Origin of the sequence: Actinokineospora sp., assembly GCF_052390155.1 — a bacterium.
GTDB lineage: Bacteria > Actinomycetota > Actinomycetes > Mycobacteriales > Pseudonocardiaceae > Actinokineospora.
Window position 1 is genome coordinate 1 of record NZ_JBQTHF010000036.1, and the last position, 12,513, is coordinate 12,513.

General features: G+C 70.8%; 14 protein-coding genes and 1 pseudogene. 9 read left to right on the forward strand and 6 right to left on the reverse strand.

What is annotated here, in order from left to right; all coding sequences use genetic code 11:
• Positions 1-90 precede the first annotated feature (90 nt).
• The 4 genes from rpsT to ACT4N7_RS14270 form a co-directional block, all read right to left on the reverse strand.
• Entirely contained in the window at positions 91-354 is a 264-nt protein-coding gene (rpsT, locus tag ACT4N7_RS14255; RefSeq protein WP_444829184.1) for a 30S ribosomal protein S20, read from the reverse strand.
• A gap of 108 nt (positions 355-462) precedes the next feature.
• Positions 463-690, reverse strand: coding sequence for a hypothetical protein (locus tag ACT4N7_RS14260; protein WP_444829185.1), 228 nt, complete (start codon positions 688-690; stop codon positions 463-465).
• Positions 690-1,640 (reverse strand): SPFH domain-containing protein, encoded by a 951-nt coding sequence (locus tag ACT4N7_RS14265; RefSeq protein WP_444829186.1) that lies wholly within the window; start codon positions 1,638-1,640, stop codon positions 690-692. Before ACT4N7_RS14265 ends, ACT4N7_RS14260 begins: the two co-directional genes overlap by 1 nt.
• 76 nt (positions 1,641-1,716) lie before the next feature.
• Entirely contained in the window at positions 1,717-2,154 is a 438-nt protein-coding gene (locus ACT4N7_RS14270) for a type II toxin-antitoxin system PemK/MazF family toxin (protein ID WP_444829187.1), read from the reverse strand.
• Between the two features lie 132 nt (positions 2,155-2,286).
• On the opposite strand from ACT4N7_RS14270, the pseudogene ACT4N7_RS14275 reads away from it, so the two are divergent.
• Positions 2,287-2,579 (forward strand): annotated as a pseudogene (locus ACT4N7_RS14275) (VOC family protein).
• Here ACT4N7_RS14275 and ACT4N7_RS14280 read toward each other — a convergent pair.
• The gene (locus ACT4N7_RS14280; RefSeq protein ID WP_444829188.1) at positions 2,576-2,881 is read right to left on the reverse strand and encodes an ArsR/SmtB family transcription factor; all 306 of its coding nucleotides are present in this window, start codon (positions 2,879-2,881) and stop codon (positions 2,576-2,578) included. The pseudogene ACT4N7_RS14275 and the gene ACT4N7_RS14280 overlap by 4 nt on opposite strands.
• A gap of 86 nt (positions 2,882-2,967) precedes the next feature.
• Between ACT4N7_RS14280 and ACT4N7_RS14285 the strand changes: the two genes are divergently transcribed.
• The 7 genes from ACT4N7_RS14285 to ACT4N7_RS14315 all read left to right on the forward strand — a co-directional run bounded on the left by ACT4N7_RS14285 (position 2,968) and on the right by ACT4N7_RS14315 (position 10,405).
• A complete protein-coding gene (locus tag ACT4N7_RS14285; protein ID WP_444829189.1) occupies positions 2,968-4,644 on the forward strand; it encodes a circularly permuted type 2 ATP-grasp protein in 1,677 nt (558 codons plus the stop codon).
• The gene (locus tag ACT4N7_RS14290; RefSeq protein ID WP_444829190.1) at positions 4,625-5,572 is read left to right on the forward strand and encodes an alpha-E domain-containing protein; all 948 of its coding nucleotides are present in this window, start codon (positions 4,625-4,627) and stop codon (positions 5,570-5,572) included. The genes ACT4N7_RS14285 and ACT4N7_RS14290 overlap by 20 nt, the downstream gene beginning before the upstream one ends.
• Positions 5,569-6,420, forward strand: coding sequence for a transglutaminase family protein (locus ACT4N7_RS14295; protein ID WP_444829191.1), 852 nt, complete (start codon positions 5,569-5,571; stop codon positions 6,418-6,420). The genes ACT4N7_RS14290 and ACT4N7_RS14295 overlap by 4 nt, the downstream gene beginning before the upstream one ends.
• Before the next feature lie 88 nt (positions 6,421-6,508).
• On the forward strand, positions 6,509-7,063 hold the full coding sequence (locus ACT4N7_RS14300; RefSeq protein ID WP_444829192.1) for a redoxin domain-containing protein: 555 nt from the start codon (positions 6,509-6,511) through the stop codon (positions 7,061-7,063).
• Positions 7,063-7,920 carry a cytochrome c biogenesis CcdA family protein gene (locus ACT4N7_RS14305; protein WP_444829193.1) on the forward strand — a complete coding sequence of 286 codons (858 nt, stop codon included), beginning with the start codon at positions 7,063-7,065 and terminating at the stop codon, positions 7,918-7,920. The genes ACT4N7_RS14300 and ACT4N7_RS14305 overlap by 1 nt, the downstream gene beginning before the upstream one ends.
• Before the next feature lie 53 nt (positions 7,921-7,973).
• The gene (lepA, locus tag ACT4N7_RS14310) at positions 7,974-9,815 is read left to right on the forward strand and encodes a translation elongation factor 4 (RefSeq protein WP_444829194.1); all 1,842 of its coding nucleotides are present in this window, start codon (positions 7,974-7,976) and stop codon (positions 9,813-9,815) included.
• A gap of 224 nt (positions 9,816-10,039) precedes the next feature.
• A complete protein-coding gene (locus tag ACT4N7_RS14315) occupies positions 10,040-10,405 on the forward strand; it encodes an MmcQ/YjbR family DNA-binding protein (protein WP_444829195.1) in 366 nt (121 codons plus the stop codon).
• A gap of 219 nt (positions 10,406-10,624) precedes the next feature.
• Here the strand turns inward: ACT4N7_RS14315 and ACT4N7_RS14320 are convergent, their stop codons facing one another.
• The gene (locus ACT4N7_RS14320; RefSeq protein ID WP_444829196.1) at positions 10,625-11,050 is read right to left on the reverse strand and encodes an HD domain-containing protein; all 426 of its coding nucleotides are present in this window, start codon (positions 11,048-11,050) and stop codon (positions 10,625-10,627) included.
• Between the two features lie 159 nt (positions 11,051-11,209).
• On the opposite strand from ACT4N7_RS14320, the gene ACT4N7_RS14325 reads away from it, so the two are divergent.
• Positions 11,210-12,268: a nitronate monooxygenase gene (locus ACT4N7_RS14325; RefSeq protein ID WP_444829197.1), complete on the forward strand. Its 1,059-nt coding sequence runs from the start codon at positions 11,210-11,212 to the stop codon at positions 12,266-12,268.
• Positions 12,269-12,513 lie beyond the last annotated feature (245 nt).

Below are 12,513 nucleotides of genomic sequence, written 5' to 3' on the forward strand. Positions count from 1 at the left end.
GTGTGCGGTTGGCGGCTGGGTGATGGGCCCGTCCCGAGGGCGGCGCCGCCCCCCCGTGGGGTGGAGGGCGCCGCCGGACGAAGTCTGGGATCAGCCGAGCTTGTTGACCCGCAGGGCCATGGCCGACTTCTTGTTCGCGGCCTGGTTGGGGTGGAGGACGCCCTTGCCGGCGGCCTTGTCCAGCTTGCGGCTGGCGACCTGCAGCAGTTCCTGGGCCTTGGCCTGGTCGCCGGACTCGGCGGCCTCGCGGAACTTGCGGATCGCGGTCTTGACCGAGGACTTGACGGACTTGTTGCGCAGCCGCGCCTTCTCGTTCGTCTTGATCCGCTTCATCTGGGACTTGATGTTGGCCACGCGATATCTCCTCGGTGTCGAACGGATTGCGCGCCGCTGAGGTGACTGATGGCCCTGCCGGAGCAGGTCTCCTCCAGGTCGGAGTGCCGCACGGCGCGACGGTCGAGTCTAACCGGTGCTCTCCTCGTCGCCCGCATCGCCTCCCGGCGACCGCGGGCGGCCCCGGCGCGGGAGTCCGCCCGCGCCGTCGGGCAGCCGCCCCGCGTCGGCGAGGGCGCGGCGGAGCATGAACTCGATCTGCGCGTTGGTGCTGCGCAGTTCGTCGTTCGCCCAGCGGGCCACCGCGTCGTGCACGGCGGGGTCCAGCCGCAACAGGACCTTCTTGCGGTCGGTCATCAGTGGTAGAGCGACCCGGCGTTGACCACGGGGTGGGCTTCCTTGTCGCTGCACAGCACGACCAGCAGGTTGCTCACCATCGCCGCCTTCCGCTCCTCGTCGAGTTCGACGACCTCGCGTGCGGCGAGGCGTTCGAGTGCCAATTCGACCATGCCGACCGCGCCCTCCACGATCCGCTGCCGAGCCGCCACGACCGCGCCCGCCTGCTGCCTGCGCAGCATGGCCCCCGCGATCTCCGGCGCGTACGCCAGGTGCGTGATGCGCGACTCGATCACGCCGACGCCCGCCGCCTGGACCCGCGCGGCGATCTCCGCGGACAGCGTCCTGGTGATCTCCTCGGCGTTCTCCCGCAGCGAGAGCCGCTGGTCCTCGCCGTGCGCGTCGTAGGGGTAGGTGGTGGCGATGTGCCTGACCGCGGTCTCGGTCTGGATGCCGACGAACGCCACGAAGTCGTCCACCTCGAACATCGCCCGCGCCGTGTCGTTCACGTACCAGACGACGACCGCGGCGATCTCGATCGGGTTCCCCTCGGCGTCGTTGACCTTCATGACGGCGGTCTCGTGGTTGCGGATCCTGGTCGACACCCTGCGTCGCGTGGTGAACGGGTTCACCCACCGCAGCCCGTCGAGCCGGACCGTGCCCACGTAGCGGCCGAGGAACTGGATCACCCGGGCCTCGCCGGGCTCGATCATGGTCAGCCCGCCCGCGGCTGCCGCGGCCGCGACGACGGTCAGGCCGCCGAGGACAAGCACGGTGACGGCGGCGCCCTGGCCGAGGGCGAAATCGCCCGCGAGTCCGGCGATCCCGAAGCCGACCAGGGCGAGCCCGGCCAACGTCAGCACCAGCGCGGCCCCGGCCATGGGCAGTCCGGCGACGCCGAACGCGGGTTTCTCGCGCACGTGCGGCGGTGGCAGCAGCGGCCGGTCGAAGTCCTCGGGTGTCGCAGTCATGGTTGCCTCCTGCTGGCTAGCTCGAACCTAGCAAAGTGATATCACTTTTTCGGTCGAGACGCCAGTGAGGTGGCGGTCAGGTCCAGCCGTAGCGGTCGCGCAGGGCGGCTGCGACCAGCGCGAACCGGTCGGCGGGCAGTACCGAGCCCTCGCGCCGGATGTCGCGTTCGCCCAGTTCGAACAGCCGGTCCATGCGCAGGTACGACGCCCGTCCGTCGCGGTCCCAGCCGCCCGAACCCAGCTCCAGCCAGTCGTCGCGCTCGTTGTCGTGCGGGGCCTTGGTGGACAGCATCAGCGCCCGCAGCGCGGCGCCCTGTCTGCCGACGACGAGCAGTGGCCGGTCCTTGCCGCGCTTCAGATCGTCCTCGTAGGGCACCCAGGCCCAGACGATCTCGCCCGGATCGGCGGCGCCGTCGAGGTCGGGGGCGTAGGCGATCGTGTCGGGCCGGTCGGCCGTGGGCACCTGCCACACGGCACCGTGGTCGGGGCGTGGGTCGTCGGAGGAAGCTCGCACGGACGACCAGCGTAGTCGTGCCCGGCCCGGATCGGCGGTAGGACTGACACCGTGGAGTTCCTGAGCAGTCGAATGATCATTCGTCCGGGTGACCCCGACCGGTCGCTGGCCTTCTATCGCGACGTCCTCGGCCTGGCCGTGTTCCGGGAGTTCCCCGGCGGGACGGTGTTCTTCCTCGGCGGCGGTTCCTGGAGGTGTCCGGGCGCGGCGGGTCGCCCGCGAGCCCGGACCTCGCGCTGTGGCTGCAGGTCCGCGACCTGGCCGCCGCCTTCGCCGCGCTACGCGAGCGGGGTGCCGACATCGTGCGTGCGCCCCGGGAGGAGCCGTGGGGCCTGCGCGAGGGGTGGCTGGCCGATCCCGACGGCGTGCGGATCGTGCTGGTCGAGGTGCCCGCCACGCACCCGATGCGGTTGGACCCGCGCTAGCGGTCACGACCACAAGTGTCCTGGTGCCGGTCGAGGCTGGTCGACCACAGGTCGCGGTAGGGCGCCAGCCAGGTGTCGATCTCGGCCAGTGGCTCCGGCCGCAGTTCGTACCAGCGGCGCTGCGCGTCCCGGCGCACCCGCACCAGCCCGGCGTCGCGCAGCACCTTGAGGTGCTTGGAGGTGCCCGGCTGGGTCAGCCCCAGTTCGACGACGAGGTCGCCGACCGACCGCGGCTGTTCGCGGAGCAGGTCGAGGATGCGCCGCCGGGTCGGCTCGGCCAGCACGGAGAAGGTGGTCGCCACCAAGTGAACATTACCGAATGGGCATATAGGGAGGCAAGCGTCGATCAATGCTGCGAGATCACCTCCCGGTAGGCGAAGATTCGTGGATGGAGCGCCCAACCACCGCGGCCCGGCCGAAGCGAACCCCGAGCCGGGCCCGCGACACCGGCCCTGACCTGGGTCAACTCTTCGACGGCTACCTCGATCCCCGCCGCCCGCACGCGGACGCCTACGACGAGATGTTCGCCGCCGACACGTCCGTGCGCAGCGCGTACCGGCGCCTGCACGAGCAGTTGGGCGCGTCACAGCCGGGCGATCTGACCGCGCGCTCGGAGGCTCTCGACCGTGCCCTGGTCGACCAGGGCATCACCTTCTCGCTGTCCGGCCAGGAGCGACCGTTCCCGCTCGACCTGGTGCCCCGGGTGATCACGGCGGCGGAGTGGGCGCGGCTGGAGAAGGGCATCGTGCAGCGGGTCCGCGCGTTGGAGATGTTCCTCGCCGACGTCTACGGCGACCAGCAGATCATCCGCGACGGCGTGCTGCCCAAGCGGCTGATCACCTCCTGCGAGCACTTCCACCGCTCCGCCGCGGGCGTCCTGCCCCCCAACGGCGTGCGCATCCACGTGTCCGGCATCGACGTGGTCCGCGACGAGGAGGGCATCTTCCGCGTCCTGGAGGACAACCTGCGCAGCCCGTCCGGGGTGTCCTACGTGATGGAGAACCGGCGCACCATGGCGCGGGTCTTCCCCGACCTGTTCGCCAAGCACCGGGTGCGCGCGGTCGGCGACTACGCCGTGCATCTGCTGCGGTCGCTGCGGGCCGCCGCCGCGGCGAACGTGGCCGATCCGAACGTCGTCGTGCTCACCCCGGGGGTGCACAACTCCGCGTACTTCGAGCATTCCCTGCTGGCCAGGCAGATGGGCGTCGAACTGGTCGAGGGGCGGGACCTGTTCTGCCGCGACAATGTGATCTACCTACGCACCACCGAGGGTGAACGCCAGGTCGACGTGATCTACCGGCGCATCGACGACGAGTTCCTCGACCCGGTGCAGTTCCGGCCGAACTCGGTGCTCGGCGTCGCGGGCCTGCTCAACGCCGCTCGCGCGGGCAACGTGGTGATCGCGAACGCGGTGGGCAACGGCGTCGGCGACGACAAGCTCGTCTACACCTACCTGCCCGAGATCCTCAGGTACTACCTGGGCGAGACGCCGCTGCTGCCCAATGTGGACACGTTCCGCTGCTGGCTGCCAGACGAGCAGGAGCAGGTGCTCGACCGGTTGGCCGAACTGGTGGTGAAGCCGGTGGAGGGCTCCGGCGGCTACGGCATCGTGTTCGGCCCCAACTCCTCGGCCAAGGAACTGGCCGCGCTGCGCAAGCGGGTGCGCGCCCACCCGCGCGGCTGGATCGCCCAGCCGGTGGTGCAGCTCTCGACGGTGCCCACGAAGATCGGCCAGCGGCTCAAGCCCCGCCACGTCGACCTGCGGCCGTTCGCGGTGAACGACGGCAAGTCGGTGTTCGTCCTGCCCGGCGGGCTCACCCGGGTGGCGCTGCCGGAAGGCAGTCTGGTGGTGAACTCCTCGCAGGGCGGCGGTTCCAAGGACACCTGGGTGCTCGCGGCCCGGTCGTCCACAGCGGACGAGGAGCTCAGCGGCGTGGGGCTCGCGGGCGCCGCTCCGCGCGACGAGATCGCCCCCGAACAGGGCCCGGAGCTGACGTCGGCGCAGCAGCAGCAACAGCAGCAGCAACAACGCGGGGAGGTCACCGATGCTCGCACGCAACGCTGAGTCGCTCTACTGGATCGGCCGCTACGTCGAGCGGGCCGACGACACCGCGCGCATCCTCGACGTCTCGGTCCACCACCTGCTGGAGGACGCGACGGTCAACGCCGACGCCACGAGTCGCCAGCTCCTCACCGTGCTGGGCATGACCCCGCCGAAGGAGACCGTGCTCGACGTGCGGCCGCTGACCGATCTGGTGGCCTTCTCCCGCGAGCACGCGGGCTCGATCGTGTCCTCGATCACCAGCGCCAGGGAGAACACCCGGGTGGCCCGCGAGGTTGTGTCCACCGAGCTGTGGGAGTGCATCAACTCGATGTGGAACGCGCTGCCCGAGGCGCAGAAGGCGGCCAAGCGGACCGGTCCGCACTCGTTCTTCTCCTTCGTGGAGGACCGCGCGGCGATGTTCGCGGGTCTGGCCGACTCGACCATGAGCCGCGACGACGGCTGGCGGTTCCTGGTGCTGGGGCGCTCGGTGGAGCGGGTCGACATGATCGTGCGGCTGCTGATGTCGCGGGTCGGCGACAAGCCGTCGTCACCCGGCTGGGTCACGGTGCTCCGGTCGGCGGGCGCCCACGACACCTACCTGCGCACCTACCGCGGTGCCCTCGACGCCCGCCGGGTGGTGCAGTTCCTGCTGCTCGACCGGCTGTTCCCGCGTTCGGTGTTCCACGCGCTGCGGCAGGCCGAGTCGTGTCTGGAGCAGCTCGACCACCGGCCGACCACCCGGGTCGGCGCCAAGGCCGAGGCGATCCGGCTGCTCGGCAAGGCTCGCAGCGACCTGGAGTTCCTGCGCCCCGACGAGCTGCTGGACAACCTGACCGGGCGGCTGCTCGACCTGCAGACGACCGTCCGCGACGTCGGCGAGGCCGTCTCCCAGCAGTACTTCCACTCCGTGCCGTGGGTGGCCTGGACGAACGCGGAGGTGAGCCTGTGACCGGCGCCAACTGGCGGATCCGGGTGGTGCACACGACCGGCTACCGGTACGCCGCTCCGGTCGTGCAGTCCTACAACGAGGCGCGGCTCACCCCGCGCAGCGACCGGTGGCAGAACCTGGTCGTCAGCCGGATCGAGACCACCCCGCCGACCAGGTCGTTCCGCTACACCGACTACTGGGGCACCGAGGTCACCTCGTTCGACCTGCACGCCCCGCACACCGAGCTGAAGATCGTGTCCTCGTCTGTAGTGGAGACCGGTGAGACAGTCGAGCCGGTGAACGGTGCGACCTGGGCCGAGCTGCGCGCGTCCGAGGTGATCGACCGGTACGCCGAGTTCCTGGAGTGGACCCGCTACGTGCCGCGGCACGGCGAGCTGGGGCAGCTCGCGCGGGAGATCCGCAAGGGACGCAGGCCGTTCGAGGCGGTGCTCGCCGTTGCCGAACTGGTGCACGACCGGCTCACCTACCGGCGCGGCACCACCGGCGTGCACAGCTCGGCGGTGGACGCGTGGGAGGCCCGCGAGGGCGTCTGCCAGGACTACGCGCACCTGACCCTGGCCATGCTCCGCGCGATAGGCATCCCGGCGCGCTATGTCTCTGGATACCTGCACACCAATCCCGACGGCAAGGTCGGCGAGACGATCAGCGGTGAGTCGCACGCCTGGATCGAGGCGTGGACCGGGGCCTGGTGGGGGTTCGACCCGACCAACGATGTCGAGATCGGACCCCGGCACATTTGGGTGGCCACGGGCCGCGACTACGCCGACGTGTCCCCGCTCAAGGGCACCTACAGCGGCGGCCAGGCGACCGCGATCGAGGTGTCGGTCGAGGTGACCCGGCTGGCCTGAGCGTGCCGTCACCGATTCGTAAGCTCAATCGGCCTGCGGAACCGGCACTATCGGGGACGTACGTCACTTTTCGACCACGGAGGTATCAATGGGCCGCACCGGCCTCGCCATGGCCATGGGTGTGCTGGCCGTGCTCGTCGGATGTGGCGCGCCGGACGCCGCGAGGCCGGCGGCGTCCGGCGCCGCGATCGCGCCTGCCGCGTCCGCGCCTGCCCCCGTTTCGGTACCGGGCGCCCCCGTGCCCGAGATGCTCAGGTTCTCCTCGACCACGCTCGACGGCGCCGCGTTCAAGGGGGAGAGCCTTGCGGGCAAGCCCGCGCTGCTGTGGTTCTGGGCGCCATGGTGCACCAAGTGTCAACGGGAGGCACCGACCATCCTGGAGGCGGCGAAGTCCACCGCGGGCAAGGTCAACTTCGTCGGCATCGCCGCCCAGGACCAGGTGGCGGCGATGCGCAAGTTCGTCGAACAGCGGGGGGTGGGTTCCTTCACCCACCTCGCGGACACCGACGCGGCGCTCTGGCGGCGCTTCGGCGTCACCGTCCAGCCCGCGTACGCCTTCGTCCGGGCCGATGGCAGCGTCGAGGTAAGCCCGCAACTGGGCAAGGACGAGTTCCTCGCCAAGGTCGCGGGCCTCGCAGGCTGATGACCGGCGAACTCGGGCTCGCCCTGGTGGCGGGCATGTTGGCGACGGTGAACCCGTGCGGTTTCGCCATGCTCCCCGCCTACCTCGCGTTTGTCGTCGCAGGTCGCGAAACCGCCTCGCCTGCTGCCAGGGTTGGTCGAGCGCTGACCGCGACGGGTGCGATGACAGCCGGGTTCGTCGCCGTGTTCGCGGTGTTCGGTCTGCTCAGCGCGCCGCTCGCGGCCTCGGCGCAGGGTTTCCTCCCGGTGGTCACGGTCGTGATCGGGGTGGCGATGCTCGTCCTCGGCGTCGTCTTGCTCAGCGGTCGCGAAATCACCCTGTTGCTGCCCAAGCCCAAACGGGGCGCACCGACCGCGCGGCTCGGCTCGATGGTCGGCTACGGCGTCGCCTACGCGATCGCATCGCTGTCCTGCACGATCGGGCCGTTCCTCGCGGTCGCCGGGATCGCGCTGCGCCAGGGCGATCTGGGCCGCGGCCTGAGCGCGTTCGTCGCCTACGCCCTCGGCATGGGCCTGGTCGTCGGTGTGCTGGCGGTGGCGGCGGCGGTGGCCGCGACGTCAGTGGCCGGCTTTGTCCGGCGGGTGCTGCCGCAGGTGAACCGGATCGGCGGCGTGCTGCTTGTCCTGACCGGCGGGTACGTGGGCTACTACGGGGTATATGAGCTCCGCGTCGCGGACGGGGCCGACCCCGCCGATCCGGTGGTGGACGCCGCGGGCGCCATCCAGGGCGAGTTGGTCAGAGTGCTGGACGCCATCGGGCCGGTCCCGCTGGTCGTGGTGTTGGCGGTGCTCACCGGGGGTGTCCTGCTGCTCGCTCAGCGCCGTCGCCGTCGCCGTGAGGTGCCGGATAAGTCCTGACCTGCGGGGGCATGGGACGATGTGGCTATCCATTGACCATGCGAGGGACCTGAGTGGCTACGTTCGCGGACGCGACCTTCACACCGCCGGAGCAGATCCGTAATTTCTGCATCATCGCCCACATCGACCACGGCAAGTCGACGCTGGCCGACCGCATGCTGCAGCTCACCGGTGTGGTCGAGGGGCGGGCCATGCGCGCGCAGTACCTCGATCGTATGGACATCGAGCGGGAGCGCGGCATCACGATCAAGGCGCAGAACGTGCGTCTGCCCTGGACCGTGGCAGGCAGCGACCACGTCCTGCACATGATCGACACCCCGGGCCACGTCGACTTCACCTACGAGGTCTCCCGCGCGCTCGACGCGTGCGAGGGCGCGGTGCTGCTGGTCGACGCCGCGCAGGGCATCGAGGCGCAGACGCTGGCCAACCTCTACATGGCACTCGACCGCGACCTGCACATCATCCCGGTGCTGAACAAGATCGACCTCCCCGCGGCCGACCCGGACAAGTACGCCGCCGAGATCGCGCACATCATCGGCTGTGAGCCCGACGAGGTGCTGCGCGTGTCGGCCAAGACCGGCCACGGCGTGCGCGAGCTGCTCGACGAGGTCGTCCGCGTGGTGCCCGCGCCGGTCGGCGTGGCCGACGCGCCCGCCCGCGCGATGATCTTCGACTCCGTGTACGACACCTACCGCGGCGTGGTCACCTACATCCGCGTGGTCGACGGCAAGATCACCCCGCGCGAGCGGATCAAGATGATGTCCACCGGGGCCACCCACGAGCTGCTCGAAGTGGGCATCATCTCCCCGGAGCCCAAGCCCAGTGTCGGCCTGGGTGTCGGTGAGGTGGGCTACCTGATCACCGGGGTGAAGGACGTTCGGCAGTCGCGAGTCGGCGACACGGTGACCTCGGAGCGCAAGGGCGCCACCGAGGCGCTGGCGGGCTACCGCGAGCCGCGTCCGATGGTCTACTCGGGACTGTTCCCTGTGGACGGTTCGGACTACCCGGATCTGCGCGAGGCGCTGGACAAGCTGCAGCTCAACGACGCGGCGCTGGCGTATGAGCCGGAGACCTCCGCCGCGCTCGGCTTCGGCTTCCGCTGCGGCTTTCTCGGCCTGCTGCACCTGGAGATCACCCGCGACCGGCTGGAGCGCGAGTTCGGCCTCGACCTGATCTCGACCGCGCCCAACGTGGTCTACCGGGTCGTCATGGACGACGGCGACGGGATGACGGTGACCAATCCGTCCGACTGGCCGACCGGCAAGATCGCCGAGGTCTACGAGCCGATCACCAAGTGCACCATCATCGCCCCCAGCGACTACATCGGCGCGATCATGGAGCTGTGCCAGGGCAAGCGCGGCCAGCTCGGCGGCATGGACTACCTGTCCGAGGACCGCGTCGAGCTGCGCTACACCATGCCCCTCGGCGAGATCATCTTCGACTTCTTCGACGCGCTGAAGTCCCGCACCCGCGGGTACGCGTCACTGGACTACGAGAAGTCCGGCGAGCAGAGCGCCGACCTGGTCAAGGTCGACATCCTGCTGCAGGGCGAGCCGGTGGACGCGTTCAGCGCGATCGTGCACAAGGAGTCCGCCTACGCCTACGGCACCAAGATGGCCACCAAGTTGCGCGAGCTGATCCCGCGCCAGCAGTTCGAGGTGCCGATCCAGGCGGCCATCGGCTCGCGCGTCATCGCCCGCGAGACCATCCGCGCGATGCGCAAGGACGTGCTCGCCAAATGCTACGGCGGTGACATCAGCCGCAAGCGCAAGTTGCTGGAGAAGCAGAAGGAAGGCAAGAAGCGGATGAAGATGGTGGGCCGCGTCGAGGTGCCGCAGGAGGCGTTCGTCGCCGCCCTGTCGACCGACGATTCGTCCGCCAAGGGCAAGAAGTAGCTCAGTCCACTGTGTAGTCGAAGGTGTGGCTGTCATGGTGAAGGGTGCCCCGCCAGGCGGTCGTTCCCTCGGCCATGGCTGTTCTTCCCCCAGTCGGTGTCCACGGATTTTGCCTGTGGACAGACGTTCGACAAGGGGAGGCCGGCCCGGTAGACCTTGGATGTCACATTCGGCGGCTGAGAGGAGTACCAGATGACCGCAGGTCCGTCCCCATCGACGGCGACATGACCGACCCGCTCGCCACACTGCGCGCGCTGTGTCTGGCGATGCCCGAGGCCACCGAGCGGGTCAGCCACGGCGAGCCCACCTGGTTCGTGCGCGACAAGAAGGTGTTCGTCTCCTACGCGAACAGCCACCACGACGACCGACTCGGCTTCTGGTGCGCCGCCCCGCCCGGCGTGCAGGAGGAGTTGGTCGCCGAGGACCCGGAGCACTTCTACCGGCCGCCCTACGTCGGACACCGCGGCTGGCTGGGCGTGTACCTCGATGTCGCGGTCGACTGGGCGGAGGTCGCCGAGATCGTCGACCAGGCCTACCGAGCCATCGCCCCGAAGCGGTTGGTGGCGGAGTTGGACGCCCGCGCCCAGTAAGCCGTGCGCTTGGTGAGTGGTGCGCTTGGTGAGTGTGTGTGGTGTGCCGAGCAGGCGCATGCCGGGGGGTGGCCCGGGGTTTGGTGATGTCCGTCCGCCGGTAGGCGCCGGGGTTGGCCGCTGCGGACGCGCCGATGGTCGAGTGGTGTCAGGTGGTCGGTTGGCGCCGGGTTACTGCGCTGCGCTGACGGTCCAGCGCGGTCGCCGGGGTCGGGTGGCTCAGTGGGCGGCGAGGATGGCGAGGGCGGCGGCGTACTTGGCCCGCAGCCGGGTCCGGGTGGGCTCGTCCAGCATGGCGAGGCGGTCGGGGGAGGAGTTGTCGGCGATGTCGGCGTACTTGACCGCCAGCGCGATCGGGTTGGCCGCGACCCGGGCCAGGTAGTCCGCCTGGCCTTCGCCGGGCCGCTTGCTGACCGCCAGCACAGCGGCGACCACGTCCGGCGGACACCCCGCCTCGGCGAGGTCGTCGGCGGTCACCGGGGTGTCCTCGACGACGTCGTGCAGGACGGCGGTCATCCGCTCGTGCTCGCCGATGACGCCGTTCATCACGCGCAGCGGGTGTTCGATGTAGGGCTTGCCGGACTTGTCGACCTGGCCGTCGTGGGCGGCGCGGGCGATTCTGATCGCGTCGTCGACGGTGAACATGCGGCGAATGTAGCCCACGACTCGGGCGCCCGCAGGGGTGTCGGAGGGCACTGTCCCTTCGGACCTTGTTGCTACGCGCATTTGCGGACGGCCGCACTGCGCGCGTACCGGCATGCCCGTCGTGTGGGCGGTGTGGTGGAGTCCGCTACGGTCGCGGGTGTGTTCGCCGATCTCGCGGTGCCTGTTGTCGTCGCTCCGATGGCAGGTGGGCCGAGTACCCCCGCGCTCGTCGCCGGGGCGATCGAGGCGGGCGGCTCCGGTTTCCTCGCGGGCGCCTACCTCACCCCCGACGCCCTGCGTACGCAGATCGAGGCCACGCGCGCGCTGACGGCGGGCCCGTTCGGCGTCAACCTGTTCACCCCGGGTGCGGAATCCACCGCCGACCTCACCGACTACCGCTCTCGGGTCGCCGCCGAGGCGGACCGACTCGGCATCGCGGCAGGCACTCCGAACTGGGACGACGACCACTACGCGGCCAAGCTCGACGTGGTCCTCGACGCCCGGGTGCCGGTGGTGTCGTTCACCTTCGGCCTACCGCGCCCCGACGACGTCACCCGCCTGCACGCGGCGGGTGTCCTGGTCGTGGTCACCGTCACCACCCCCACCGAGGCCCGCGCGGCCACCGCCGCGGGCGCCGACGCGCTCTGCGTACAGGGCGCCGCCGCCGGCGCGCACCGGGGCACCTTCACCAACGACCCGGCGTTCCCCGGCGGCGCCCCGCTCTACGACCTGCTGCCCGCGCTACGCCTGATCGGCGCCGAGACCGGCCTGCCGCTGATCGCCACGGGCGGGCTGGTGCACGGCGCGGACGTGGCGGCGGTGGTGGCCGCGGGCGCCGTCGCCGCGCAGCTCGGCACGGCGTTCCTGCGCTGCCCGGAAGCGGGCACCCAGCCCGCCCACCGCGCCGCGCTCGCCGCCGCCGACCGCGAAACCACCCTGACCAGGGCGTTCAGCGGACGCCCCGCGCGGGGGTTGGTCAACCGCTTCATCACCGACCACGGCCCCGCCGCACCCGCCGCCTACCCGCAGATCCACCACCTGACCCGCCCGGTCCGCGCGGCCGCCGCCCAAGCGGGCGACCCGGAGGCGATGGCCCTGTGGGCCGGACAGGGCTACCCGCTGGCGACCGACGGCCCGGTGGCCGAGGTGATCGCCACCCTGGCCACCCAGGCCGCCGCGGCAACCGCACGGTTGGCCTCCCGCTTCTCCCCGCACTAGCCCGCCGCGGCAACCGCTCCGCTCGCCTGGTCTCCCGCTCCTCCTCGCACTTGGCCGCCGCGGCCCTGCACGTGCCCCCGCTCACCGGCGGCGAAGTGGCCGCCCGCGCCCACCGCGGACTCCTGTGCCGCCCGGAGCAGGCGCTGGGAACGGCCGCGTGCCGTCCACCCGGGGCGGGGCGCGGCCCCCTCGACCGGTCTTACCGGGAGGCGGAGACGGCCCGCGCGAAGGTGGGGTACATGTCC

What these genes read in the sequence shown, in the direction of transcription:
- ACT4N7_RS14265 (WP_444829186.1), bottom strand. Translation starts at nt 1,640, where the DNA reads ATGACTGCGACACCCGAGGACTTCGACCGGCCGCTGCTGCCACCGCCG.
- ACT4N7_RS14300 (WP_444829192.1), top strand. Translation starts at nt 6,509, where the DNA reads ATGGGCCGCACCGGCCTCGCCATGGCCATGGGTGTGCTGGCCGTGCTC.
- ACT4N7_RS14290 (WP_444829190.1), top strand. Translation starts at nt 4,625, where the DNA reads ATGCTCGCACGCAACGCTGAGTCGCTCTACTGGATCGGCCGCTACGTC.
- ACT4N7_RS14315 (WP_444829195.1), top strand. Translation starts at nt 10,040, where the DNA reads ATGACCGACCCGCTCGCCACACTGCGCGCGCTGTGTCTGGCGATGCCC.
- ACT4N7_RS14285 (WP_444829189.1), top strand. Translation starts at nt 2,968, where the DNA reads ATGGAGCGCCCAACCACCGCGGCCCGGCCGAAGCGAACCCCGAGCCGG.
- ACT4N7_RS14305 (WP_444829193.1), top strand. Translation starts at nt 7,063, where the DNA reads ATGACCGGCGAACTCGGGCTCGCCCTGGTGGCGGGCATGTTGGCGACG.
- ACT4N7_RS14260 (WP_444829185.1), bottom strand. Translation starts at nt 690, where the DNA reads ATGACCGACCGCAAGAAGGTCCTGTTGCGGCTGGACCCCGCCGTGCAC.
- ACT4N7_RS14320 (WP_444829196.1), bottom strand. Translation starts at nt 11,050, where the DNA reads ATGTTCACCGTCGACGACGCGATCAGAATCGCCCGCGCCGCCCACGAC.